A 25,243-nucleotide genomic window follows, 5' to 3' on the forward strand; every position below is an offset into this window, starting at 1 on the left:
TACCAATTCTGTATGAAGATGCGCTAAACCATAAATACAAGAAAGAAAAACGAACCGCAAAGGACGCAAAGGACACAGAGAAAAAAGTTAAAAAAGTTTGGCGCAGGCTCACAAAGAAATGGTATCAGATAGGATTTCTCTATTCTAATTACGTGAATTAATAGACTAACTTGACCAAAGAAAAGGTGGTGAGCGGAAGACGCAAAAAAACGGAGAAAGTATTTGATAACTTCTCCGTCTCTCTGTGTCTTCCATAATACAACTACTACCAAATTCGATTTCCATTTTCGTCAAGTCGCGCCTGCCGAATTACGTCGGAAATTTCTTCAGCGTCTTTAACGTGGTGGAGTGCCTTTTTCTCGCCGTCGGGTTCATCTACAACGAAGTAAGTCGGGACTGAGATTCTCTCGCCTGCAATGTCTGGTACATCATCAACCGCTGCCTGTTTAGCCTTCTCTTCAACTGATTGAGGCTTATCAGAAATTCTATCACCTGGATTCGCGGTTAAATTTTCTTTGTTTACGTCTAGCTCACGAGAATCCCGGTCTTCAGTTACTGGTTGATTAATTTGATTTTCTTGATTTTTCTCACTCATGGCGCTTTCAGTTATTAAAATATGGAACTTGACTAACAACAGCTTAAAAAATTAAAAGTATAAAAAATTCTTTCTCTGGAGAGAGTTTGAGAATATATTTTGAAGAGATTTCTTGAAGAACATATCTTAGGTTATAGCCTAGCTCTGAAGTTGATAAATAACCTCATACTCCAGAAATAAATAGTAATTAAAAATTAAAGTTCAGGAGCAACTCTTAAAAAAAGTAAATTTTCTGAAAATTAACCGACAGTAAACACAAATGTATATTAATCCTAATGCAATCGCACCGTAGTATAGTAAAAGACCTTTATCGGTAAATCGAATCATTATGGAACATTCTTCTAGTAATGGCAAAATTCCAGCGAGGATAAAAACGCGCTGGGATTTTTTAACCTATATGCTAGGTACTATTAGCAACCGCAAAGCCAGGAATTCCGATTCTCGTAGAAGGTTTGCCAGATCGTAGCGTTGATTATCTGATTATTCAAGACGGGCCACAAATTGCTGAGTACGCTATTAGTATAATCTGCACCCATTTAGGATGTACAGTGGAGTGGGATCTTGAGAAGAATCAGTTTATTTGTCCTTGTTATGGATCTCAATACGATTCTCAGGGTCGAGTTGTTCGTGGCCCAGCTAAACGTTCTTTACCACTAATCACCGTAGTAGTCAAGCAAAACGAAATTCATTTAGTCGATCGCAAACCTGCTGTAGATCCTCGTTAATCTACTAATAACCAATCAAATGTCACAATTCCACCATACTTTTTCAGGAAGTTATAAATTATAAAAGACTAACAAAAATTACTGCATGATTTAAATTTGTCGGATAAGCTGACAACAGCAGTTTTATTCTCAAACCAATGACCGCAAGTAGTCCCAAAATTTTAGCCTTAGACTTTGATGGAGTGATTTGCGACGGATTAATTGAATATTTTGAGGTAGCATGGCGTACTTACTGTGAAATTTGGTCTTCTGCTAACGACACACCGCCAGATGATTTAGCTTTAAGATTCTATCGCCTAAGACCTGTTATTGAAACGGGTTGGGAAATGCCCATTTTAATTAAAGCCTTGATAGATGGAATTCCTGACGAAAAAATTCTTCATGAATGGGTAAGCATTGCCCCACAAATTTTGTTAAATGACAAGCTAGAAGCAAAAGAAATAGGTGCGAAAATAGATAAGCAGCGAGATGAATGGATTACCACGGATTTAAGTGGTTGGCTGAGTCTGCATAGATTTTATCCGGCGGTAGTAGAAAAAATCAAATTAACTATTGACAGTGGAATTAAGCTATACATTGTGACAACTAAAGAAGGGCGTTTTGTACAGCAGTTGTTGCAACAAGAAGGGGTGAATTTACCACCAGAAGCAATCTTTGGGAAAGAAGTCAAGCGTCCCAAATATGAAATTTTGCGAGAATTAATCCAATCAGCAGAAGATAAGCCAGTTAGTCTCTGGTTTGTAGAAGATAGACTCAAGACATTACAGTTAGTCCAACAGCAAGCAGACCTTGAGGATGTGAAACTTTTCCTTGCAGACTGGGGCTATAACACCCAAGCCGAACGGGAAACTGCTCAAAACGATCCACGAATTCAGTTGTTATCACTTTCTCAGTTTGCTAAAGATTTCTCAGCTTGGCTTTAATATATTAAATATCTAGTGAAAAAGAGACGTAGCAGTGCTATGTCTCTACAATAGTTTTGAATAATACATATCTAATTTATGGATGTATTTATCTAAATAAAATTATATATTTTGTAAATTTAGGTGAAATAATAACTTACAAGTATTCACTCCTCACTTCGCACTTACTTTTATGCTTGACCTAACAAAACTGGCGCGAGAAATGCAGGGTTTAAGTCAACATCTTACCTTAGAAGCTGCTGCCAGTCGTCAGCGTTTAGAACTGGCACAACAACATTTAAAAAATGCTTACGAGTGCCAACAAGATTTAATCGATCGCCAGGAAAAATGGCGCGATCGCATTCTCTTTGCTAATGCTACCCCAATTGAAGCACTAGAAACCTGCATCGATATCCCTGTTCCGCCAAAAATTCATACTGTCATCGCTACTGATGGTTCCCAAATTGCCCCCAACCATCATGAAATTGCTTACTGTTATCTCTTAAATATCGGCAGAGTCGTCTTACACTACGGACAAAATCGCCATCCGCTACTCGATAGTTTGCCAGAAGTATTTTACCGCCCAGAAGATTTATATATGTCTCGGCAGTGGGGAATTAGAACCGAGGAATGGATGAGTTTTCGCCGCACTGCTTCAGAAACAACGGTGTTAGCAGAACTGGCGTGTAGTGCAGCGCCAGGGGAAACGCCAGCGCTAGCAATGGTAGATGGTTCGCTAATTTACTGGTTTTTAGAACAGTTACCGATGGATGCACGCGATCGCATTTTACCCCCCATTCTGGAAGCTTGGCAGCAGATGCGTGAGGCTAAAATTCCGTTGATGGGCTATCTTAGTGCCTCTCGCAGCATCGAAACAATGAACTTTTTACGGCTATTGGCTTGTCCCCATCCAGTACCAGACTGTAAAAGTCATTGCCCAAATCAGCTAGAAAAAGTACCTTGTAAAATTTTTGAACAGTTGCGAGATACTTCTGTTTGGGCAACCCGGCTTAAACCCGGACAACGCAGTAACTTATGGCGCAGCAATTCCCCAATTCTCGAACTCTACGGCGATCAAACAATTTACTTTTGCTATGTCCACGTTGGTACCGAAATCGCCCGAATTGAAGTTCCGGCATGGGTAGCAGAGAATCCAACCATGTTAGACCAAGCACTGGGACTGATGTTAGCACAAGTGCAAAAAGGATATGGCTACCCTGTAGCGATCGCTGAAGCGCATAATCAAGCTGTAGTAAAAGGTGGCGATAAAGCGCGTTTTTTTGCCTTACTCGAACAACAAATGATTAAAGCTGGTTTAAAAAATGTGGGAACTTCCTACAAAGAAGCTAGAAAGCGCGGGAGTATTGCTTAAAATAATTCGTAATTCGTAATCCATAATTCATAATTGAATTCTTAACTACGAATTACGCCTTACGGTCTTAATACCTTAGTTACTTAAGGAAAATGACAGATAAAAAATTACGTAACACTTCTTATCTTAAATTTAAAATCTAAATGTTTACTTTACAGCTTTTTAGGGAAACCTTTATTTAGTAGAGAATTAAGTCAACAGCTAGCTTACTCAGTAAAAACTAGTAGATACTTATTGGCTTTACTATCAAGTTTATTACGTTTTTATTCGTAAGTAACCAGTCTTAGTCATAACTGACATTAGGCAAGTCTTTAGATTGAAACATTTTATTGCAATGATTATTCAATTTTAACGATAAACGTATTAAATTTTCTTCAAAAATATTCATACCTAAAAAGCTGATGAAACTAGTTAAATCTGAGTACAAACAATCTGAAGAAAAATACTCTCGATTTTTCTCATTTTCTATAGATTTATTGTGTATTGCTAATTTTGATGGTTATTTTAAGTATTTAAATCCAGTATGGATAAAAACATTAAGTTGGTCAATTGATGAACTAGTTGCTAAACCTTTTATCGAATTTATTCACCCTGAAGACCGTGAATCCACTATTGCAGTAGCCCAAAAAATTACACAATCTGTAGACGCAATCAGCTTTGAAAACCGCTATCTTTGTCGGGATGGTTCTTACAAATGGCTATCATGGAATGCGACTGGCTTTCCTGAAGAGAAATTGATTTATGCAGTAGCTCGTGACATTACTATTAATAAAAAAAATGAGATAGCGCTAAACAATTCTATCCACGAATTAGAAGCTTTTAAATTTGCCTTAAACGCCCATTCACTGGTAGCTATTACTGATAGATATGGAAGAATAACCTATGTCAATGACCTATTTTGTAAAGTTTCTCAATATTCTCCAGAAGAACTTTTAGGGCAAGATCATCGGATTATTAATTCTGGACACCACACAAAAGAATTTTTTGCAAATTTATGGAAAACTATCGCTCAAGGAAAAATATGGAAAGGAGAAATTCAAAATAAAGCCAAGGATGGTACTTTTTATTGGGTAGATACTTTGATTGCCCCAATGTTGGGACAAGATGGAAAACCCTATCAATATGTATCAATTCGTACAGATATTACACAGCGTAAGCTTTCAGAGTTAGCTTTATTGGAGCGATCGCGCTTGTCAGTTTTGAGTGCAGAAGTCAGTTTAGCTTTATCTCAAAGTGGCACACTTCCAGAAATTTTGCAAAACTGTACAAATACTATTTCCCAATATCTTGATATCGGCTTTGTTTGTATCTGGACATTTGAAAGACAGACAAACCAGTTACAATTGCAAGCTGGTGTTCATTGCACAGATATTACTTGTAGTGCTTTGAGCGATACCCAAGATTTCCCAGACCATATCGCTTTAGTCAATAATATTATTGACTTAATGATTCAAAACCATCAAGGTATTTTTAACGAAAAACTATCAATTAATCATTCAGAAAAACCGATCGAGTCTACATTTTCAATTTCTCAATTTTCTGCTTATCCTCTGATAGTAGAGCAGCAATTAATCGGCATAATTGCTTTATTCAGCAAGCAATTATTTACCGAACCAACTCATAACTTATTAAATTGGATTGCTAATAATATTGCTGTAGCTATTGACCGAATCTGGGCGCGAGAAGAACTCCTCAGCCGTCGGGAAGCCTTATTACTGCGTTTAGCTAGTCAAATCCGCAGTTCTCTTAACCTAGATATGATCTTAGAAACAGCTGTGAATGAAATTCGCAGCTTATTACAAATTGACCGTTGCTACTTTCTTTGTTACTTACCGCATCCATCCCAACCAAGCTTGACTATTACCTATGAAGCGCGAAATCCTAATTTGGCAAGTATGTTAGGCAGTATTCCATTGCAAAAAAGTACTTTTTTGACCCAAACCCTTCTCTCTCAAGAGCTAATTTGTATAGAAAATATTAATAGGAAATCACAACTTGATTATGATACGCAAGAACTTTTAACTGAGTTTGGTATCACATCTCAACTAATGCTACCAATTAAGAGTAATTCTGGGGAGATTGGAGCAATTGTGTGCAGTCATTGTAGTGGCGATCGCGTTTGGAATAACAGTGAAATTAACCTATTACAAGCTGTTTGCGATCAACTAGCGATCGCCATCGATCATGCACAACTTTATACTCAAAGTCGCACTGCTACTTTAGAGGCTCAAACTCAAGCTGAAAAACTCACCGAAACCTTGCATAAATTGCAACAAACTCAATCTCAACTGATCCAAAATGAAAAAATGTCTAGCTTAGGACAATTAGTCGCTGGAGTGGCCCATGAAATTAACAATCCAGTTAGTTTTATTCATGGTAACTTAACCTATGCTAACGAATACTTTCAAGAGATGTTAACTCTCTTGCGGCTTTATCAACAACATTATCCCCAACCGGAAGTAGAAATTGAAGATTTTGCTGCAAAAATTGATTTTGAATTCATTACTAGCGATCTTTCTAAACTCCTATCATCGATGAATATGGGTACTAATCGTATTCGTGAGATTGTTTTGGGATTGCGAAATTTTTCTCGTTATGATGAAGCAGAAAAAAAACTAGTTGACATTCATGAAGGAATTGATAATACGTTATTAATTTTGCATCACCGTTGGAAAAATAATGGAATTGGCTTAAATATATCTATAGTTAAAGAATATGGTGATTTGCCTTTAGTTGATTGCTATCCTGGGCAGCTTAATCAAGTATTTATGAATATTTTAACTAATGCGATCGATGCTTTAGAAGAATCAATGGTCAGGATAAAAACAAATCATAAACCGCAAATTATAATTCGTACTGAAATTGTAGAGAGTAAATTTGCTGTTATCAGAATTGCTGACAACGGATTAGGAATGGTAGAAGACATTAAAAAGCGCTTATTTGATCCATTTTTCACCACAAAAGAGGTAGGAAAAGGAACAGGTCTAGGACTGTCAATTAGCTACCAAATTGTAGTAGAAAAACATGGTGGAATTTTGAATTGTGTATCAGAACCAGGACAAGGCACAGAATTCTGGATTCACATTCCCATTTAAAATACTCTACGTTTAAAAACGCCACGATTTTACGCAAAGCTGTACTTTTCAGAAAAATCAGCCTGTTGTGGATAGTGTCTCAAGTAAACAGAAGTTAGCAACTTTAAAAATTGGAGTGGTATCTACGCAAAACCGGATAGGGTATATTTTTTGGTATTCCTGGTTTATTACTATGTATTTCCGGTATTTTCGTCCTTTGTCAGCAGCGAATAAACCCTAACTTAGGATGGATTTTGATAGCGCTAGGAATTATAGTCATAGCTTTTACTGGTAATGTGTTCGCGTCAGTTAATCTTTTAGTTGTTGTGGCATCATCTGCTTTATTTCTCGCCGGATATCAACTTTTGAATACTGGAAAAATCTTAAATTATGATTTGCGATCGCTCCAGAAATTAATTAAAAAATAGCGGATTTTAAATAATTACGAATTATCTTTTTATTCTTTCCACAGTGCTACTTGCTGTTTCAGTTCTTTCAAATCCAAATAATCGTTAGCAAAAGCTTTCCGTAAAAGTGGATGAGGAATAAAACCATCATATTTTTGAATTTTCGGTGCTTCTGAAGTACTAACTAAATCTTCTGGGATAATTCTTTGTTCGCACAATGAAGCAATTTCACGGTAAAGGTATTTAAATTTATTCTTACCTAATTTAATTGTCAAATAATAGGGATTTACTCCACCAATACTTGTAATTTCCAACGATTCACGACAGTATGAGTTGATTAATCTTTCTAAGGTGCGATAAGCAACCGTACCCATCCAAGGAAAAATACAGCATTTACTTTTTTCTAATTGCAAAATATTCTGCTTATCTAATCCAACCTGCTGCACCAATTGACGAACTTGATGCAAACGTTGCAAAGCATTTTTTTGCAAGTAACTGTACTCGATATTCTCAAATAAGACTTGCTGCATTCGTTGCAAAACTTTGGTATGAATAGTCCCACCACCACCACGCCAATAAATACTAGCTTTACCCTCAGCTTGTTTAACAAAAATAGCCTTCTTTTGAAAGTCAACTTCTACGACTTCCCAAGTTCTGCCAGCTAAAGTAAATTGATTACCAACAGGAAGTGGCGTGACAATACTGCCAATTTCTGTTGAACCTTGCTTAACAATGTATTCTTGCTGTTCAGCAAAGACAGCATAAAACTGAAATTTTCTCACTACCTTTTCTCCTGCCAAACCCAGGATTAATTTACCTTGTTCAGTATGCTGAATATGACCAATATCAATTAAATAGCGTAGTAATAGTTGTAAATCCTCTTGAGAAATCGCAGCAAAGGGTGGCAGACTAAAAATTTGTTTAGTTAAAGCATTAGCTGAAATTTCTCCTGTAGCTGTTAAAATACTCATTGTTTGGTGATAAAGCAAACTCAAAGGATATTTAATTGGTCTAATTGGTTCAATCCATTGTTCCTCTAAATAAAGTTGAATTATCGCAATACACTGTAAAAGTTGCCAGGGGATTTGTTCTGGCAGAGAATCTTCTGGTAATGGCCTCTCTTCAGCGCAGACAAAACGCATATCGGCAGCTTCTCCTCTTCTACCACTGCGTCCCAAACGCTGTAAAAAACTAGCTACAGACAAGGGTGATTCTAACTGAATCACTCGCTCTAAATAACCGATATCTATGCCTAATTCTAGAGTTAGAGTGGCGGCGGTAACAGCTGGATTGTTGGGTTCACGCATCGCATTTTCAGCAGCTTGCCGTAAGCTAGCAGATATACTCCCATGATGCACATGATATATATCTGGTAATCCTTGTTCTGTGGCGATTTGTCGCAAAGATGCAATTACAGATTCAGTACGTGTGCGATTATTAGCAAATATCAGGCATTTGCGAGACTTGCTGAGGTTGAAAATATATTGTTCATCTGCTGTCGCTTCTGATTCATCTACTTCATCAGTAATATAAAAATGTTCTACAGCTAGTTTTATTTGGCGTTTTATAGCATCCATTTTTGGTGTAATTACTGCCTTATCTGTTCCCGATCGCAACCACTCTTCAGCTATTGAGTAATCCCCAAGAGTTGCCGATAAACCAATACGACGTGGTTGTTTTTGCGTCAACTTTGCTAAACGTTGCAATTGGCAAATAATTTGACAACCGCGTTCTGAACCCATAAAGACGTGAATTTCATCAATGATGACAAACCTTAAATCACCGAATAAGCGGAGTAGGTCGTTATTTTTATTAATTAGCAAACTTTCTAGAGATTCTGGGGTAATTTGGAGAATGCCTTGAGGATTCTTTAAAAGCTTGTTTTTTCGAGTTTGCGAAACATCGCCGTGCCAGTGCCAAACTGGAATATCTGCTTCTTTGAGTAAGTCATTGAGACGCTCAAATTGATCGTTAATTAAAGCTTTAATTGGACTAATATATAATGCGCCAATTGTGGCGGCAGGGTTGGTATGTAATAGAGTCAAAACTGGTAAAAAAGCTGCTTCTGTTTTACCAGTAGCAGTTGCAGCAGTAACTAGCAAGTGAGCATCAGTGTCAAATATAACTTGACAAGCGGCAATTTGAACTGGACGTAATTCAGTCCACTGGTGATGATAAATATATTCTTGGATGAAGGGTGCAAGTCGGCTAAAGGCATCGCTCATATTTTTTATGGATGAAAGTTTTAGTAAAACTACTCCTTGGTATTTCAGAACCCTCAAATCATGGATCGACGAGTTCCATACTTGGAATTACCGATTACTAAAAGCGATCGCTACCCTTAAATTCCTGTCGTAGATATTTTACGACAAGAGCATTGGTGGCAGAAGTTCCATTTACTATGTCATATATGAAGATTGTTGCTTAATTGTTTTATGTCTATTCAAGTCTACGGAATTCCCAATTGCAGCACTTGCAAAAAAGCTTTGACGTGGCTCCAACACAACAATATTGACCATGACTTTATCAACACCAAAGATACTCCGCCGACTCGTGAGATGATTCAAAACTGGGTAAAGTCTTTGGGTTTTGCTCCCATGCGAAACACCTCCGGTCAATCTTACCGCGCTTTAGGAGATGAAAAGAAGACTTGGGCTGACGAACAGTGGGTTGATGCATTCACTCACGATGCAATGCTGCTCAAACGTCCACTTTTCGTTAAAGATGGAACAGCTGTGCTGGTTGGCTTTAGAGATGAAGGATTAGTTCGAGAAAAATTAGATTTAGCTTCAGGAGTGCTGAGTGCTGAGTTGTGAGTTCCGTTAGTGGTAGCGGGGCGTTTAGCCCGTGCTGAGTGCAATTATTGCTTTTTTACTCAGCACTCAGCACTGTTTTGATAAGTACTTGGGAAAATTTTGTCGATTTTTACTCCTATTGACTCAATGCAGATTAACATCCATCAGTCAAACTGAAGTAATAGGGGCAAGTATATAATGAGGCAAAAACCATGAAGAAGTATAAGGAAATATTACGTGTCATCCTTGCTATATCCATCATTGTGGTTGGAGTAACACACTTTGTTGTTCCAGAAGAATATGTCAAAATTGTGCCGCCGCAACTACCTTACCCTTTAGGATTAGTTTATCTCAGTGGCTTTTATGAAATTTTGGGTGGTATCGGTTTATTAGTCCCGCCTGTAAGTCAAGCTGCTGCTTGGGGACTTCTTGCTCTTTTTATTGCTGTTTACCCTGCCAATATTAATATGGCGGTTAATCTTATTAAGATTGAACATATACCAAACTCACCTTGGGTACACGTAGTTAGACTTCCCTTGCAAGCTGTTTTAATTGCTTGGGCTTGGTGGTACACGAAATCTTCGGTTGGGGAAAAACAAGCTTCTATCATTCCTAAGTCAATGATTCCCAAGGAACTAGAATTAGAATAAGTGCGTTTTTTATATCTGAATCATGCGCCTCACAACTTTGTTTGGAATAACACTCTCGTTAGCAATAGGTATTGCAGAAGTTACGCTTCCGGTGACTCAAGCTGTGCAGCTTAGAGATGGCCTAGTCTATTTCGTCCAACCACCGAAACTTGTTAACGCGACAACTACTTACAAAGAGGTGAATGTTTGGGGCGGAACTTACTATTTCACTATCAATGTGCCGGAGAATGCCGGAGAATCCCTCCAGAAGGTAACGATCGCCCAAAAAGAGGGAGCAGAAAACATCCGCTACAATCTTGATGATACTCGTGCATTTGTCGGCACACGCGATCGCAAAGAAACGCAACTGAAACTAGGCCCAGTTACAAACGAGCGCAAGACACGCACGGTTTCTGTAAACTTTGACCCGCCTGTAACTCCAGGACAGACAATTACCATCGCCCTCCGCCCTGTGAGTAATCCCAGCTTTTCTGGTGTTTACTTATTGGGTGTTACAGCATACCCTGTGGGTGAAAAATCTCACGGTCAATTTCTTGGCTTTGGACGGTTTCAGTTTTACAGCAATAGGGGAAGTTGGTGGTTCCCTTGACACTCTCGCCGCCAAGCTTAGGCTGTGGCGGGAGATTCTTGTTTCTCAGAAACCTACTTTTTGGTACGAGTACCAATGAGTCTTACAGCCTCTCCACAAGCTTTAAATTCTGTGTGTCCCACAGTATTTGTTGACAACATCCTAATCCCTTCTGTCCTCAAGTTGCGTGAGGCATTTTCATCTCTGTCATGACGTGTTTGGCAGCCGACACAGACCCACTCACGGATACTTAAATTCAACAAATCATTTTTGTATCCGCAGCATGAGCAGAGCTTGCTACTAGGAAAAAATCTATCAACTTGAATAAATTTACCTTTCTCTCTTTCCAGCTTGTAACTAATAAAATTAAGCAACACACCAAAAGCGGCATCATGAATTGACTTGGCTAATTTGGTACTGGCTAATCCTTTAATACAAAGGTTTTCAGCTACAATGACTTGGTTTTCGTCAACTAACTTTCGTGAGAGTTTATGGAGAAAATCTTGTCTTGTATTACATATTTTTTCGTGAACTCTGGCTACAACCTTAACTGCCTTGTGTCTGTTTTTTGACCCCTTTACCTTCCGAGATAAAGCCTTCTGCCTGCGTCTTAAACGTTTAGCATATTTTTTGGTTGCCTTTATGGGATCAACCTCATAACTGGTTTCACCATCAAACACGGTTATCAAGCTGGTTAGTCCCAGATCAATCCCTGATATTTTTCCCTGCTTTACTGTATTTAAATCAGTAGCCTCAAAAAGTATTGCCGCGAAATATTTGTCTGTACTTGTTTTAGAAACAGTTACAGATTTTATCTTGCCATTGACACTTTTAGAAAAACTAGCTTTAACAATCCCCAGCTTAGGCAATTTCAGCCCACCATTTTTGATGGAACAGCTTTCAGGATAACGGATTGATTGTTTGGAATGCTTGCTTTTGAATTTAGGGAATTTAGTACGTTTCGCAAAAAAGTTCTTAAAAGCAGATTCTAAATTCTTAAGTGATTGTTGAAGAACAGCAGTGGTTGGTTCTTGCAGCCATTCATAATCAGCCAGTTTCTTTAACTGGGTAAGGTCTTTCGCCATTTGGCAATAAGTCATTCCCTTACCCGTCTCCTCATATTGAGTATTAGTTTTATTCAGGTAAAAATTCCAAACAAAACGAGAACATCCAAAGCTTTTCGCTAAAGATATTTCCTGTTCTTGATTTGGATAAATTCTTAGCTTCAGTACGTCTAATATCAACATGATTTTTAGCAACTGTAGTGGTAATATACTATTTACCGCTATTGCTTGTCAAGTATGTACAATAATGGTTTTAGGTCAGTCTACAAGCTTAACGCCCACGTCGTCTTAGTTATGAAATACCGCTGAAAAGCTATTAACGCAAAAATACTAAACAGGTTAAAAGAAATATTTACAGATACCCTTAAAAAGTTGGACTGTACCAAGGTAAGAGTTCAATGGCGAATCAAATCATGTACATTTATTAATTGATTACAAGCCTGATAAGCCACTCTCAACACTGATTGGAAATATCAAAACTGTGAGCAGTAGACTAATTCGTAAAGAGTTCCCGACAATAAAAGAAAAATATTTCTACAACAAGCCTTATTTCTGGACTGGTGCTTACTTTGTGCCTAGCTGTGGAGCAGTTACGGTTGAGCAATTAAAGCATTACGTTGAAAACCAAGAACATCCAAAACAATGGTTCGCTTTTTCGTTCGTTTTATATTGGTCGTAATTTATCATCCCGTTAAGTTTTCAACTGTAACGGGAGTCCTCTTGCTCCATTAAGATAGAGGAATAGGGAATATTTTCTAAAAGTTGTGTTATAAAAACGGACAAGAGTCTTAAACAATACGAAAGGGCTTACCATCAAGCTTTTTCGTTAAATATTTCTGAGGATTCAGGAAAAATTAGCTGTATTTTTCCTGAGTCGTTGACGTATACTCTGATTTTTCGGTAAATGCGTAATTCTTACAGCAATGGAATCAAATGCTACTGTAAGCAATCAAGCTTTAGCGTTTAATCATCAGTAATCTTTAAAAAATAAAAAAATTATGTTAAGTATTCCTATTAACCTAAATTTACCTCGTATACCCCGTTTAGTGACTTCCTTACCTGGGCCTCGCGCTCAAGCAATTGTACAACGCGATCGCGCTGTAACTTCCCCTTCTTACACCCGCGATTACCCATTAGTTGTATCTCGCGGTCAGGGCTGTATGGTAGAAGATGTGGATGGCAATGTATTTCTGGATATGACCGCAGGTATTGCTGTCACCGCCACCGGACACGCTCACCCGGAAGTCGTCAAGGCAATTCAAGAACAGTCGGCGCGTCTGCTGCACATGTCAGGGACAGATTTTTATTATGAGCCGATGGTGGAATTAGCGGAACAATTAGCAATTCGCGCCCCTTTTCCCCAGCCACAGAGTAATACTGCGTTTCCCGCAAAAGTATTTTTCACCAATTCCGGGGCAGAATCTAACGAAGGAGCTATCAAACTAGCTCGATATTACACCAAGCGATCGCTAATCGTAGCCTTTTTAGGTGCATTTCACGGACGCACTTATGGAGCGATGTCTCTTACTGGTTCCAAAGCAGTGCAGCGAGCTAATTTTGGCCCTTTAGTTCCTGGGGTAACTCATATCCCTTACGGCACTCATACTAGCTTAGATTACTTGGAAAAACAGTTATTTAGCACAATTTTACCACCGCAAGAAGTAGCGGCGATCGTAGTCGAACCAATTCAAGGAGAAGGTGGATATATCGTACCCGAAGATGGTTTTTTGCAGCGGATTCGGGAGATATGCGATCGCCACGGTATTCTGATGGTAGTGGATGAAGTGCAAGCAGGGATGGGGCGGACTGGTCGCCTATTTGCGATCGAGCATTGGGGTGTGATGCCTGATATCATTACTACTGCTAAAGGTATCGCCAGTGGTATGCCTTTAGGAGCGATACTTGCCAGACCAGAGTTAATGACTTGGCCTCCTGGTTCTCACGCCACTACATTTGGCGGTAATCCCGTAGCTTGTGCTGCTGGTATTGCCACATTACGACTGCTGGAAAGTGGTTTGATGACCAACGCTACTCAGATGGGAGAATTATTACAAGCTAGTCTTACCCAGTTGCATCAAAGGTTTCCCAGAGTATCGTTGCCACGAGGTAAAGGTTTGATGGTAGCGGTAGATTTGTTAGATGAACAGGGTAATCTCGATTATAAATTGCGCGATCGCATTATCCAAGAAGCTTTTTTACGCGGTTTATTGTTACTAGGTTGCGGTAAAGCAGCAATTCGTTTCTGTCCCCCTTTAGTTATCGACAGCGACCAAATTCAGATAGCCCTTCAAATTATTAACGACATTTTAAGTTCTTAGGGGAGTGGAGAATAACAAATGACAAATGACAAATGACAAATGACAAATGACAAATGACCAATGACCAATGACAAATGACAAATGACAAATGACAAATAAAATTGCCCTTAATTTATGGAAATTACTTTGGCAAAAATACAACGCCAGGGTAAATCATGCTCGTACCTACCAGGAAATGATTACTGCTGCGGGTGGAACTGTCGCCAACGACCACATCGCCTTTCGGTCTTTGCGTTTATTAGTAGATAGCCCACAGGGTCAACTTAACTTGGGAATTGACTACCTTGGACAACTTGCAGAAGCTTTGGGTTACGTGGCGGCTGGAGAGTATACTTTTGCTCAAACTCATTTGTACGCCCGTCATTATCGTCATCCGCAGCAAGAGGAATTTAATTTACCCAAGCTGTTTATCAGCGAGTTGATTGTCGATGAATTGCCTAGCAATATCGCTCAACTCATCTTTACAACAGTATTTTCAATCCCAAAGGAACTGACCTCACCTCTTACTCTTCTACAAAAAGACGGGAATATTGAAACCATCGCCAAACAACTCCAGCAAGTCTTCACTCGCCCTTGGCTACCTCCCCAGCGTTCGGTTGTCGAAGAGGTGAATCAGGTTACTCAGTATGGGGCTTGGGTGTTGCTGCACGGATATGCTGTCAACCACTTTACAGGCTACGTCAACGGGCAAAACACCCCAGAATATCCAGATATTGATACTACCGCCAGTGCTTTGGCTAACCTGGGTGTACCAATGAAAGCAGAGATAGAGGGAAATGTTGCTTGTGGTTTGCGGCAAACTGCAACTCAAGCAGTCACAGAAATGGTGACAGTATTAGATGATAAGAGTGGTGCAGAAATTCAGATTCCTTGGACTTACGCCTATTATGAAATTGCCCAGCGCTATCTAGTAGAAGTGGAATCTGGAAAGCAAGTACTTTTCGATGCTTTTTTAGGAAGTAATGCCCAGCAATTGTTTGAAATGACTCGTCTATCTAAATAGCTTAGAGGTGTTAATAAAGGATTCAATTTCAAGGTTCTGAGCTAGTAGTTTTGTGTTTTGAACGAACTACGCTTGCAACACAAAATCTGATGCCATGAGAGTTGGCGTACCAGTTAGAGTTGCAAATAGACCACCACTGCCAAAACCAGGCGCACTACCATTTTGGTTGTAGAACAACTGCCCACTTACAGCGTCACAGACAATTTTCGCGTAGGCGTAGCCCCTGGTAGACATCGCACTCTTCTTGCAAATTGTATTGAAGAATGAAACTCAACATTTGCGCGTTTGTTGGCTAAAGTTTGGGTTAAGCACAACTTAAACTACAGCGTTAGTAACAAAAATAACGATTTTAGTAACCAAAATGGTAATTTTGTCACAAAAATAACGACTTTAGTAACTAAAATGGTAACTTTGTAACGAAAATAACGATGTTTGTAATGAAAATAACGATTTTAGTAACCAAAATGGTAACTTTGTAACGAAAATTGCGACTTGAGTAACTTAAGTCGCAATGTTTATAACTAAAACCAGGGCTGATGTTCAGAGAGTGTCGCGCTTTGCCAAATATTGGTACATCTGCCAACGTGCATCTACCTCAGCTTGGGCTTGTTCTAACAATTGTTGGGCAACGTCAGGTTTACTCTTAGTGAGCATTTTGAAGCGATTTTCTTGATACATCGAATCTTTTACAGATTGTGTAGGCGATCGCATATCCAATTGCAATGGATTTTTACCCTGGTTAAGCAACTCTGGATTATGCCGATACAGCAACCAACGACCTGATTCTACCAGAGTTTTCTGATGATTCATTCCTGTAGTCATGTTGATGCCGTGGGCTATGCAATGGCTGTAAGCAATAATTAGTGATGGGCCATCATAAGCTTCTGCTTCCAAAAAAGCTTTCAAGGTATGTTCATCTCTAGCACCAAGGGCTACACTCGCTACGTAGACATTTCCGTAGGTCATGGCAATCATCCCTAAGTCTTTCTTTGGTGCTGGCTTACCACTAGCGGCATATTTAGCAACTGCGGCTCGTGGCGTGGCTTTGGAAGATTGACCGCCTGTATTAGAATACACTTCTGTATCCATCACCAAGATATTGACATTTCGACCACTAGCAATTACATGATCGATACCGCCAAAGTCAATATCGTAAGCCCAACCGTCACCGCCAACAATCCAGACGCTTTTTCTCACTAAGTAATTTGCAAGGGATTTGAGATTTTGGATTTTGGATTTGAGATTGGGGTGGAAAGTTACAATTTCATTTAACCTTTGCTGCAACAGTTCTATCCTTTCGCGCTGTTCCCAAATGTCAGCTTCAGATTTTTGTTCAGCTTTCAGGATGGAGTAGACAAGGTTTTCGTCTATTTCATTTCCCAATTGTTGCAACAATTCTGCTGCAAACTCAGCTTGTTTGTCAAGGGAAAGGCGGAAGCCAAAACCGAATTCGGCGTTATCTTCAAATAGATTATTAGACCACGCCGGGCCGCGTCCTTCGGCGTTGGTTGTCCAAGGAGTGGTAGGAAGATTCCCACCATAAATGGAAGAACAACCTGTAGCATTGGCGATGACGGCGCGATCGCCAAACAATTGTGTTAATAATTTCAAATAAGGTGTTTCACCACAACCTGCACAAGCACCAGAGAATTCAAATAATGGTTCTTGCAGTTGTTGTTGGCGAATCTGGTTTAATTTTAGCGATCGTCTGTCAGGATTAGGTAAACTCAAAAAGAAATCCCAGTTTTTCCGCTCTTGCTCTTGTAAAGGCAACTGCTGCGCCATATTAATCGCTTTCAGCGATGGCTCAGATTTATTTTTAGCAGGGCAAATATTTACACAAATCGTGCATCCCGTGCAATCTTCTGGAGCAACTTGAATGGTAAATTTTTGATTGGCAAAGTCTTTATCTTTGGCACCAGTTGACTTAAAGGTTTCTGGTGCATTAACTAACTCATCAGCTTGATAAGCCTTAGCACGGATGGCACTGTGGGGACAAACCATGACACACTTACCACATTGTACGCAGACATCCGGCTCCCACACAGGTATCTCTTGGGCAACGTTACGTTTTTCCCACTTAGCAGTACCTACGGGAAAGGTGCCATCAACAGGTAGTGTGCTAACAGGTAAATCATCACCTTCCCACACCATGATTTTACCCAAAACTTCTCGCACAAATTCGGGAGCAGAGTTAAGAGTAGAGACGCGATTAATCGCTTCTGTACAATAGTTAGGAGTGTTGATTGTTTGTGGGATGTCTACTTTATGCAAGTTTTCTAAGGTATTGTCTACAGCTTGCAAGTTCATGCGGACAACTTCTGCGCCTTTTTTACCGTAAGTCTTATCAATCGCTTGTTTGATTTTAGCGATCGCTTCTTCTTGTGGCAAGACACCCGCTAAAGCAAAAAAGCATACCTGCATAATGGTGTTAATTCTGCCACCCATGCCACTTTCACGGGCAACCTGGCTAGCATTGATTACGTATAACTTCAAATGCTTGTCGATAATTTGCTGCTGCACTTTCAGCGGTAGATATTCCCAAACGGTATCTGCATTGTATGGACTGTTAAGTAACAAAGTCGCTCCAGGAATAGCAGCCTTTAAAATATCTATGCGTTCCAGAAATCCCCAGTGATGACAACCAATAAAGTTGGCTTGGTCAATTAGATAGGTAGAGCGAATTGGCTCTTTAGCGAAGCGGAGGTGAGAAACGGTCATTGAGCCAGATTTCTTGGAATCGTAGACAAAGTAGCCTTGGGCGTAATTGTCGGTTTCTTCACCAATAATCTTGATAGAGTTTTTGTTAGCGCCAACAGTACCATCAGCACCTAACCCATAGAACATTGCCCGAACAACATTATCCGATTCTGTAGAAAAATTAGGGTCAAAGCTCAAAGAAGTATGACTAACGTCGTCATTAATCCCAATCGTAAAGTGATTTTTTGGTTTAGCTTGGGCAAGATTGTCAAAAATGCCCTTCACCATCGCCGGAGTAAATTCTTTGGAAGAAAGACCGTAACGACCACCAATGATTTTGGGGGATGAGGAAGTATTTTCTCCCCCTGCTTCCCCTGCCCTTCTCTCTCCCCACGCCTCATGGATAGCAGCCACAACATCCAAATACAACGGTTCCCCAGCGCTACCTGCTTCTTTGGTGCGGTCAAGAACAGCGATCGCTTTTACACTAGTTGGTAATACTGCAACAAACCTTTGGACATCAAAGGGGCGGTAAAGTCGCACTTTCACTACACCAAGTTTTTCACCACGAGCGTTCAGGTAATCTACTGTTTCATGGACGGTTTCACAACCTGAACCCATAAGAACGATAACGCGATCGGCATCGTTAGCACCGTAATATTCATAGATTTGATAATGCCTTCCTGTGCGTTCTCCAAATTCATCCATGATCCGCTGGACAATTTCTGGACAGGTGTTGTAGTAAAGGTTCGCGCCTTCACGCCCTTGGAAGTAAACATCGGGGTTTTGAGCAGTTCCCCGCAACACTGGACGATCTGGGGTCAGCGCACGGCTGCGGTGGGCGAGTATTAGGTTATTGTGGATTTGCGATCGCAAATCGTCATCTGAAAGCAATTTGACCTTCTGCACTTCATGGGAGGTGCGGAAGCCGTCAAAGAAATGCATAAAGGAGACTCGCGCCTCTAGGGTAGCAGCATGGGCAATAAGAGCAAAATCTTGACTTTCTTGCACCGAAGCGGAACACAGCAGGGCAAAACCAGTCGCCCGAGCTGCCATCACGTCGCTATGGTCGCCAAAAATTGATAAAGCATGAGTAGCCAAGGAACGGGCGGCAACGTGAACCACAGCGCTAGTCAACTCACCAGCAATTTTGTAGAAGTTGGGTATCATCAACAATAATCCCTGAGATGCCGTAAAGGTGGTACTCAGAGAACCTGTTTGCAAAGCCCCATGTACAGCACCAGCGGCTCCTCCTTCGCTCTGCATCTGCACGACGCTGGGAATAGTACCCCAGAGGTTAGGACGACCTTCTGCTGACCAAGCATCAGCCCATTCACCCATCGCTGAAGAGGGGGTGATGGGATAAATGGCAATCACTTCATTTAATTTGTAAGCAACACGAGCGACAGCCTCATTTCCGTCGATGGTTGCAAAGGTCTTGTTCATAATATGATTTTTGTCCCCGCCTCTAAGCTGCATTATCAGAACACGTGAATATAAGAATCAGAAATAGCCAGTACTAGAAAGTAAGTGTATTATCTGCATTAAAGATTTATCGGTAGGATTTACTCCGTGTTTAAAGAATAGCTTTAGGCTCTTAAATTAACTTTCAATCAATACTGCATCTATTAATATCTCATCCGCAATACTGCATCTATTAATATCTATTAATAATGTACTCAAAGACCAAAGTCTTTATTTGATAACACTTTAAAAGAATTTACTCTTTTTTCTGGGGTATAGGGTCGGGAACAATACTGCTTGGTTAAGAAAATTTGTAGGTTGGTTGAAGGTCATGAAACCCAAAAAAGCTCTAAAAATGTTGCGTCTAAGTTACTCAATCAACTTATATCATGTTCGGTAAAAGACTTATTATTAAGAGCGCAGGGGGCAGGGAGCAGGGGGAAAGAGGGTTTTAAGATTTTTGCATAGATGCCCGGAATAATAACTAATCAAACGGACATGATATTACACCGAAGTTGCTTTTTAAGCAAAACCTACGCAGTATTGAGACTATTTTGTACAATGGTCAAATATCACTTTCAATCGCATAGCAACAGAAGTCAGATGGCAATAAAAATTACATCGCTAATCGCCGATTTCCATACCATTGACTCAAATCATCTTCAATCGCCTCAATAATCGCGATCGCCTCAGTTATTGATTTTGCATCGGCAGCTAAAAGTGTAAACGCTCGCTCAACCCGTTGTTGATAGTCCTGCGGGCAAATAGCAAATCTATTAGCAAGTGCCATCGCTCCTTTTTCGTTCAACAGGTAATCTTCATTGAGCGCGAATAAAACCTGATTCATACACGCCACACTGCGGAAACAACAACCTGCTGCGTAAACAACATCATCGCGTGCGATTGCCTTTTTTGCGACCAACAGCGAGAAACTTATTTGCCAGGCGAAAGTATCAATAGTTGCCTGTTTCAGCCCAACTGGATAGGGCTTTGTTTTTACCTTCAAAGCTTCTAAAACACCATCGGGGTCGTAAAGTGGGTGACAAAGAGCAATTTCCCCCATATAAATAGAGGACACAAACCCATGAGGGTGTCCTGGTTGATAATCAATAGTAATGCGTCCTATATGGCAATCATCAATGACACGATTGACCTTCGTCAAATCACGATAGAGGAAATCTACACCTACACCTTCTACCACAAGCCAACCGCCGCCGTTAATCCACTTTCCCTATTCCCCAATCGCAGTAATCAAATTTACGCGATGGTTATCATCAAGCTCACAGGCGAGACGATTTAGAGCAATTAAATCGGGCGGGTTTTCTGGATTGTAATAAATCCCCAAATCCACATCTGACTTTAGGGTATGGTTGCCCCGTGCCCGTGAACCACCCAGTGCGATCGCTGTAATTCCCTCAATTGTCCACAAACTTGAAACAATATGGTTGATGAATTGAGGCGATTGTTGGATTTCCATCGTTGGTCATTATTGCGTCCATATCTTTATTTAATACTGTTAAGTCCTAAAATAATATTATTTCTCTGTTGTAGTGGTATCTGTGCCATCGGTCTTCAACTGACCATCTTCCATATAAATGATGCGATCGGCAATATCGAGGATACGGTTATCGTGGGTAACTAACAAAATTGTACAACCTTGTTCTTTGGCTAGCTTCTAGACCATGCTCTAAAATCAATGGAAAAAACTGGGAGTAAGGTAGAACAAAGCCAAGTATACAAAGCAGAAGGTATATGACTTTAACCATGATTGAATTCACCCTATAAAAGATAATGGAATACACTAGACAGTGAACAACAACTCTATATTTCAATTGCTGTCTGTACCTGTAAGTTGGTGAAACCTGCAACTCGCTTGCTGTCTTGAGGATTGAGGCGAATTTTCACCTCAACTACTCGGCTATCAAGGTTCTCCCCTAGCTGGTTGCTGAAAACGTTTTGTCTATTTACCTGCAAACCAATTTGGGCAACGGTTCCTCGCAGTTCACTGGCAAATGCCTGACTGCTAATCACTGCCTGTTGTCCTAATTTCACTTTACCGATATCGGTTTGATAAACTTCTGCGACTGCCATCATCTGATCTGTTTGGGCTAAGTCTGCAATGCCAGAATCACTAATTTTTTCTCCGACTCGCGTATGAATTTTGATGATCTGTCCCGCCATCAGTGCTTTAATGTAAGCTCCCGCTTAGCTGCGGCTACATCTACAGGTCGAACTTCTGCAATACTCGTAAGTGTGGCTTTGGCTTCGCTAACTTGTTTGCTACCAGTGGCACTAGTGCGGGCGAGTGCTGCTTTGGCTTCGGCGAGTTCTTTGCTAGCAGTAGTGTTAATGCGATTGAGAACTGCTTTGGCTTCGTCTACTTGCTGTTTGGCAGTTTCTACAGTTAAGCCTTTGCTGTCATACAAAGAATTAGAAACTGCTCCTTGGGAATATAGCTGCTGATAACGTTGATATTCGGCTGAGGCATTTTTGAGTTCTGCCTCTAGCTTCTTGATGGTTGCTTCTTGCGCTATTCTGTCTCCTTCCCACTGTGCTTCTATGCGGAATATCGCTTCCTGTTGTGCTGTTTTGTCTCCTTGGGACTGGGCTTCAAAGCGTTCTACACTGGCTTGCTGGGCCTGAATTTCTCCTGCTTTTGCTCCTGCTTCAACTTGAGCAAGTTTAGCTTGAGCAACTCTGACTTGTTGTTGGGCTTGTATTACAGCAGTTTGTAAGCGATCGCGCGCATCTAATATTGCTACGATCTGTCCGACTTTAACGCGATCGCCTTCTTGGACTAGAATTTTCGCAATGCGATCGCCATCCAATGCCCAAGGGCGCAAACAAGCTAATTACCTCAGCCTCCGGTTCTAGTCGTCCTAATGCAGCCACTTTTGGACTTTTGGGCGTGGTTTCTACTGGCTCAGATTTCTCAAGTTGACCAACTAACCCAAACTGAGAAATCCCATAAACAACAATTCCACCCGTAATTGCAGCTACTGCTATTACTAATGCAACTAACCCTTTATTGGAAGCTTTTTTTAACAGCTTTTGAACCATCTTTTTTACTCTCCTCAAAAACTATTTTGTCTACTGAGTTAATGGGGGTAGCAAATAATTTTTAGCCATCAATAAATATCAGATAATTGATAATTGTTAGATATGAAGATTTTGCAACTTATTTAAGTATCAAATCTCACATTTAACTATTGCCCTATGTTGCGGCAAATGTGCCGTGAGCATTTTGCCTAATAACGCACATTGTTCCATAAAATCAATTGTTTCATCACCCCATAACTTTTCCAGAATTAACCCATTGACAAAGCTCAAGACAAAGCAAGCCAATATCGGATCTTGAATACCCACAAAAGTGCAGGCAGCTTGCTGATAACGCTGATTAGTCCGCTTAAAAACACTATTACTTAACATTTCCTTAGAATCTTGATGTTGACAAAAATCAATCCAAATATAAGTCCATTTAATGAAGTAATCCTCGTTTTTCACTAGATATCTTCCTAGTGCTTCCATTCCCTCTTGTAGTGTTTGTGCTCCTTCTAATTCAGCCAATGCTGCACTTAAATCTTGCTCACATATTTCTTGGGCCAATTGCTCAAATAGAGCTTGTTTGCTAGGGAAATAGTGGTACAACGTACCAGTAGAAACCCCTAATCCGTCAGCAATCTGGCGCATAGTGATGGAACCATAGCCTTTTTGAGCAAATAAATCAAAGCACTTGTTAAGCAGTTCTTTACGGTATTGCTCATGGTTAACAATCTTAGGCATGATTTAGAATATTTATATCGAACAATAGTTATATTTTAATTTAGTATGTTTACTGATGGTATGTAAAAGCACAGTTAATTGATGTAAATCGAACATTCGTTATAGTTTAATCTAGTTTTGCACTAGATGTAATACTTGTTAATTTTCATCTTTGCCGCTTAAGTATGAGACTATGACTTGATTTTGGAAAAAACCTCTATATCTGGGTGAAGATTGATAAATACTTGTAATTATGTACTAATAAATGGGTAGTATTTCATACAAAGCATTACAGGAGGGTGAGACAAACGGTAACTTTGTCTTTTTGGGTGCAATGACTGTGAGAATCATTACTACACCTCCAAAAGTATCAAAACTTATTATGTAATATAATAATCTTATATGTATGTTTTGTATTAAATACAATTTATGCCTTATCGGAGAAATTTTTTAAGGAGAGCAGGATACACAACCCTTTCTGCCTTATTAACTATGGGGTTTTTACAAAAGGATGACCAAAAAGAAGACCAAGGCATGAATGTAGTTGCAGCAAATTATACAAGTAAAAATTTAAATTCTCCCCTTCGACAATTAGCTGCCGCCAAAGGAAAGCGTTATGGCGCAGCAATTTCTAGTGAATTTTTGCAAACAGAGAAAGATTACGCTAACCTGATTGCTCGTGAATGTTCGATTGTGACACCGAATGGTGAATTAAAATGGGACGCTACTGAACCACAGCAAGGATTATTTACCTTTGAGTCAGCAGATGCGATCGCTGATTTCTGCCAAAAACATAAGATAGAATTGCACGGGCATACCCTTTTCTGGCACATGGGAAAACCAGACTGGGTTCCTTACCCCCCTACACCTGAGATGATCGAACGCCATGTTAAAGGAGTCATGGGGCATTATCGCAATAGTCCCGTTTTAAAGTCTTGGGATATTGCCAATGAAATTATCGCTGATAGTGAAAATGAAACTGATAACCCAACAACCGGTTTGCGTAAAGGGGTAAAACCAGAATTGATTCGAGACTTGTTTTTAATTGCTGCTTCAGTTGATAGCAGCAAGAAATTTTACCTAAACGATTTTGGCATCGAAGGCACCACATGGAAATCAGAACGTTTCTTAAGAATGGTCGAATATCTGAAGAATAGTGGTGTTAAAATTGATGGGGCAGGTATCCAATCACATCTATGGTTTTCTACTGCATATCCTTTTGACGAAAAAGGATTTAATTCGGTTTTAAAACGGCTTAACGATCTTGAAGTGAAACCAATAATTACGGAATTAGATATTATCATTGATACCCCACTACCCGATAGTATCAAAAGCCTAGACCAAATGGTAGCCGATAGTTACAAGCGATATCTTGACCTGTGCTTTGCAGCTAAAGTCGATACTGTGATTACATGGGGACTTACCGACCGTCATACCTGGATACGTCATCCCCAGTGGATGCCAAGAAAAACCTTTAGAAACAATTCAAGTCTCTGGAAATTTCTGCGTCCGCTTCCCTTCGATGAGAACCTGCAATCTAAACCAGCCCGCAATGCTATAGCCCAGGCTTTTCAGGAATCAACTTAATACTCCACCCAAACGTAAATATAGCATTTCCTCAGCAACTGAGGTACACCCAAATCTTGTTTACCAAGCTTAGTAGTTTTGAAAATGTACCTCATTATGCCGGGAACTGCTATAGTACTTTTAAGTATTATTCTAAGCAAAATAGATGGAAATATTTTTCGTTAAGTAGCTAGGCGCAATTAAATATAAGACGCTCAAGGTCATATCCACCCTTTAAACTTCTAGCTTCCATGCCATCAATAATTGCTATAGCTAAA

At 39.9% G+C, this 25,243-nt stretch carries 20 protein-coding genes and 2 pseudogenes; 12 read left to right on the top strand and 10 right to left on the bottom strand.

Translation table 11 applies throughout. From position 1 onward, the window contains the following. Positions 1 to 265 precede the first annotated feature (265 nt). Complete coding sequence (locus V7K41_RS27125; RefSeq protein ID WP_334853248.1) at positions 266 to 595, bottom strand: hypothetical protein; 330 nt, start codon at positions 593 to 595, stop codon at positions 266 to 268. A 452-nt stretch (positions 596 to 1,047) separates the two neighbouring features. On the opposite strand from V7K41_RS27125, the gene V7K41_RS27130 reads away from it, so the two are divergent. The 5 genes from V7K41_RS27130 to V7K41_RS27150 all read left to right on the top strand — a co-directional run bounded on the left by V7K41_RS27130 (position 1,048) and on the right by V7K41_RS27150 (position 7,096). After that, positions 1,048 to 1,320 (top strand): Rieske 2Fe-2S domain-containing protein, encoded by a 273-nt coding sequence (locus tag V7K41_RS27130; RefSeq protein WP_334853250.1) that lies wholly within the window; start codon positions 1,048 to 1,050, stop codon positions 1,318 to 1,320. Between the two features lie 137 nt (positions 1,321 to 1,457). Beyond that, positions 1,458 to 2,243: an HAD family hydrolase gene (locus V7K41_RS27135; protein WP_334853252.1), complete on the top strand. Its 786-nt coding sequence runs from the start codon at positions 1,458 to 1,460 to the stop codon at positions 2,241 to 2,243. 172 nt (positions 2,244 to 2,415) lie between these two features. Beyond that, positions 2,416 to 3,594: a DNA double-strand break repair nuclease NurA gene (locus tag V7K41_RS27140; RefSeq protein ID WP_334853254.1), complete on the top strand. Its 1,179-nt coding sequence runs from the start codon at positions 2,416 to 2,418 to the stop codon at positions 3,592 to 3,594. Between the two features lie 401 nt (positions 3,595 to 3,995). Beyond that, on the top strand, positions 3,996 to 6,689 hold the full coding sequence (locus V7K41_RS27145; protein WP_334853255.1) for a PAS domain S-box protein: 2,694 nt from the start codon (positions 3,996 to 3,998) through the stop codon (positions 6,687 to 6,689). Positions 6,690 to 6,922: 233 nt separating this feature from the next. Beyond that, positions 6,923 to 7,096, top strand: a complete 174-nt coding sequence (locus tag V7K41_RS27150) for a hypothetical protein (RefSeq protein WP_334853257.1) — start codon at positions 6,923 to 6,925, stop codon at positions 7,094 to 7,096. Positions 7,097 to 7,125: 29 nt separating this feature from the next. Here V7K41_RS27150 and V7K41_RS27155 read toward each other — a convergent pair whose 3' ends face one another. After that, positions 7,126 to 9,300: a DEAD/DEAH box helicase gene (locus tag V7K41_RS27155; RefSeq protein ID WP_334853259.1), complete on the bottom strand. Its 2,175-nt coding sequence runs from the start codon at positions 9,298 to 9,300 to the stop codon at positions 7,126 to 7,128. A 210-nt stretch (positions 9,301 to 9,510) separates the two neighbouring features. On the opposite strand from V7K41_RS27155, the gene V7K41_RS27160 reads away from it, so the two are divergent. From V7K41_RS27160 to V7K41_RS27170, 3 genes are all read left to right on the top strand, one after another. After that, a complete protein-coding gene (locus tag V7K41_RS27160) occupies positions 9,511 to 9,891 on the top strand; it encodes a Spx/MgsR family RNA polymerase-binding regulatory protein (protein WP_334853260.1) in 381 nt (126 codons plus the stop codon). Between the two features lie 191 nt (positions 9,892 to 10,082). After that, positions 10,083 to 10,520, top strand: a complete 438-nt coding sequence (locus V7K41_RS27165) for a DoxX family protein (RefSeq protein ID WP_334853261.1) — start codon at positions 10,083 to 10,085, stop codon at positions 10,518 to 10,520. 22 nt (positions 10,521 to 10,542) lie between these two features. Further along, positions 10,543 to 11,109 carry a DUF2808 domain-containing protein gene (locus tag V7K41_RS27170; protein WP_334853263.1) on the top strand — a complete coding sequence of 189 codons (567 nt, stop codon included), beginning with the start codon at positions 10,543 to 10,545 and terminating at the stop codon, positions 11,107 to 11,109. Between the two features lie 53 nt (positions 11,110 to 11,162). Here the strand turns inward: V7K41_RS27170 and V7K41_RS27175 are convergent, their stop codons facing one another. Beyond that, positions 11,163 to 12,335, bottom strand: coding sequence for an RNA-guided endonuclease InsQ/TnpB family protein (locus tag V7K41_RS27175; protein WP_334853265.1), 1,173 nt, complete (start codon positions 12,333 to 12,335; stop codon positions 11,163 to 11,165). A 244-nt stretch (positions 12,336 to 12,579) separates the two neighbouring features. On the opposite strand from V7K41_RS27175, the gene V7K41_RS27180 reads away from it, so the two are divergent. From V7K41_RS27180 to V7K41_RS27190, 3 genes are all read left to right on the top strand, one after another. Then, the gene (locus V7K41_RS27180; RefSeq protein WP_334853281.1) at positions 12,580 to 12,831 is read left to right on the top strand and encodes a transposase; all 252 of its coding nucleotides are present in this window, start codon (positions 12,580 to 12,582) and stop codon (positions 12,829 to 12,831) included. A 319-nt stretch (positions 12,832 to 13,150) separates the two neighbouring features. Further along, on the top strand, positions 13,151 to 14,470 hold the full coding sequence (locus V7K41_RS27185; protein WP_334853267.1) for an acetyl ornithine aminotransferase family protein: 1,320 nt from the start codon (positions 13,151 to 13,153) through the stop codon (positions 14,468 to 14,470). An 88-nt stretch (positions 14,471 to 14,558) separates the two neighbouring features. Then, entirely contained in the window at positions 14,559 to 15,473 is a 915-nt protein-coding gene (locus V7K41_RS27190; RefSeq protein ID WP_334853269.1) for a DUF1338 domain-containing protein, read from the top strand. A 66-nt stretch (positions 15,474 to 15,539) separates the two neighbouring features. Here V7K41_RS27190 and V7K41_RS27195 read toward each other — a convergent pair whose 3' ends face one another. The 7 genes and pseudogenes from V7K41_RS27195 to V7K41_RS27225 form a co-directional block, all read right to left on the bottom strand. Further along, positions 15,540 to 15,707, bottom strand: a complete 168-nt coding sequence (locus V7K41_RS27195) for a hypothetical protein (RefSeq protein ID WP_334853270.1) — start codon at positions 15,705 to 15,707, stop codon at positions 15,540 to 15,542. A gap of 306 nt (positions 15,708 to 16,013) precedes the next feature. Beyond that, positions 16,014 to 19,619 carry a pyruvate:ferredoxin (flavodoxin) oxidoreductase gene (gene nifJ / locus V7K41_RS27200; RefSeq protein ID WP_334853272.1) on the bottom strand — a complete coding sequence of 1,202 codons (3,606 nt, stop codon included), beginning with the start codon at positions 19,617 to 19,619 and terminating at the stop codon, positions 16,014 to 16,016. 634 nt (positions 19,620 to 20,253) lie between these two features. After that, positions 20,254 to 20,838 (bottom strand): hypothetical protein, encoded by a 585-nt coding sequence (locus V7K41_RS27205; RefSeq protein WP_334853274.1) that lies wholly within the window; start codon positions 20,836 to 20,838, stop codon positions 20,254 to 20,256. Between the two features lie 30 nt (positions 20,839 to 20,868). Further along, positions 20,869 to 21,114 (bottom strand): nucleotidyltransferase family protein, encoded by a 246-nt coding sequence (locus V7K41_RS27210; protein ID WP_334853275.1) that lies wholly within the window; start codon positions 21,112 to 21,114, stop codon positions 20,869 to 20,871. 57 nt (positions 21,115 to 21,171) lie between these two features. Then, positions 21,172 to 21,312 (bottom strand): annotated as a pseudogene (locus tag V7K41_RS27215) (ABC transporter ATP-binding protein); the annotation flags it as partial. Between the two features lie 146 nt (positions 21,313 to 21,458). After that, positions 21,459 to 22,697, bottom strand: a pseudogene (locus V7K41_RS27220) (HlyD family secretion protein). Positions 22,698 to 22,826: 129 nt separating this feature from the next. Further along, entirely contained in the window at positions 22,827 to 23,420 is a 594-nt protein-coding gene (locus tag V7K41_RS27225; protein ID WP_334853277.1) for a TetR/AcrR family transcriptional regulator, read from the bottom strand. 471 nt (positions 23,421 to 23,891) lie between these two features. On the opposite strand from V7K41_RS27225, the gene V7K41_RS27230 reads away from it, so the two are divergent. After that, a complete protein-coding gene (locus tag V7K41_RS27230; RefSeq protein ID WP_334853278.1) occupies positions 23,892 to 24,986 on the top strand; it encodes an endo-1,4-beta-xylanase in 1,095 nt (364 codons plus the stop codon). The last annotated feature ends 257 nt before the right edge of the window (positions 24,987 to 25,243 follow it).

The organism is Nostoc sp., assembly GCF_036917415.1.
GTDB lineage: Bacteria > Cyanobacteriota > Cyanobacteriia > Cyanobacteriales > Nostocaceae > Nostoc.

What these genes read in the sequence shown, in the direction of transcription:
- V7K41_RS27195 (WP_334853270.1), bottom strand. Translation starts at nt 15,707, where the DNA reads ATGTCTACCAGGGGCTACGCCTACGCGAAAATTGTCTGTGACGCTGTA.
- V7K41_RS27225 (WP_334853277.1), bottom strand. Translation starts at nt 23,420, where the DNA reads ATGCCTAAGATTGTTAACCATGAGCAATACCGTAAAGAACTGCTTAAC.
- V7K41_RS27185 (WP_334853267.1), top strand. Translation starts at nt 13,151, where the DNA reads ATGTTAAGTATTCCTATTAACCTAAATTTACCTCGTATACCCCGTTTA.
- V7K41_RS27190 (WP_334853269.1), top strand. Translation starts at nt 14,559, where the DNA reads ATGACAAATAAAATTGCCCTTAATTTATGGAAATTACTTTGGCAAAAA.
- V7K41_RS27170 (WP_334853263.1), top strand. Translation starts at nt 10,543, where the DNA reads ATGCGCCTCACAACTTTGTTTGGAATAACACTCTCGTTAGCAATAGGT.
- V7K41_RS27160 (WP_334853260.1), top strand. Translation starts at nt 9,511, where the DNA reads ATGTCTATTCAAGTCTACGGAATTCCCAATTGCAGCACTTGCAAAAAA.
- V7K41_RS27155 (WP_334853259.1), bottom strand. Translation starts at nt 9,300, where the DNA reads ATGAGCGATGCCTTTAGCCGACTTGCACCCTTCATCCAAGAATATATT.
- V7K41_RS27210 (WP_334853275.1), bottom strand. Translation starts at nt 21,114, where the DNA reads ATGGAAATCCAACAATCGCCTCAATTCATCAACCATATTGTTTCAAGT.
- V7K41_RS27135 (WP_334853252.1), top strand. Translation starts at nt 1,458, where the DNA reads ATGACCGCAAGTAGTCCCAAAATTTTAGCCTTAGACTTTGATGGAGTG.
- V7K41_RS27175 (WP_334853265.1), bottom strand. Translation starts at nt 12,335, where the DNA reads ATGTTGATATTAGACGTACTGAAGCTAAGAATTTATCCAAATCAAGAA.
- V7K41_RS27125 (WP_334853248.1), bottom strand. Translation starts at nt 595, where the DNA reads ATGAGTGAGAAAAATCAAGAAAATCAAATTAATCAACCAGTAACTGAA.
- V7K41_RS27140 (WP_334853254.1), top strand. Translation starts at nt 2,416, where the DNA reads ATGCTTGACCTAACAAAACTGGCGCGAGAAATGCAGGGTTTAAGTCAA.
- V7K41_RS27165 (WP_334853261.1), top strand. Translation starts at nt 10,083, where the DNA reads ATGAAGAAGTATAAGGAAATATTACGTGTCATCCTTGCTATATCCATC.
- V7K41_RS27230 (WP_334853278.1), top strand. Translation starts at nt 23,892, where the DNA reads ATGGGGTTTTTACAAAAGGATGACCAAAAAGAAGACCAAGGCATGAAT.
- nifJ (WP_334853272.1), bottom strand. Translation starts at nt 19,619, where the DNA reads ATGAACAAGACCTTTGCAACCATCGACGGAAATGAGGCTGTCGCTCGT.
- V7K41_RS27145 (WP_334853255.1), top strand. Translation starts at nt 3,996, where the DNA reads ATGAAACTAGTTAAATCTGAGTACAAACAATCTGAAGAAAAATACTCT.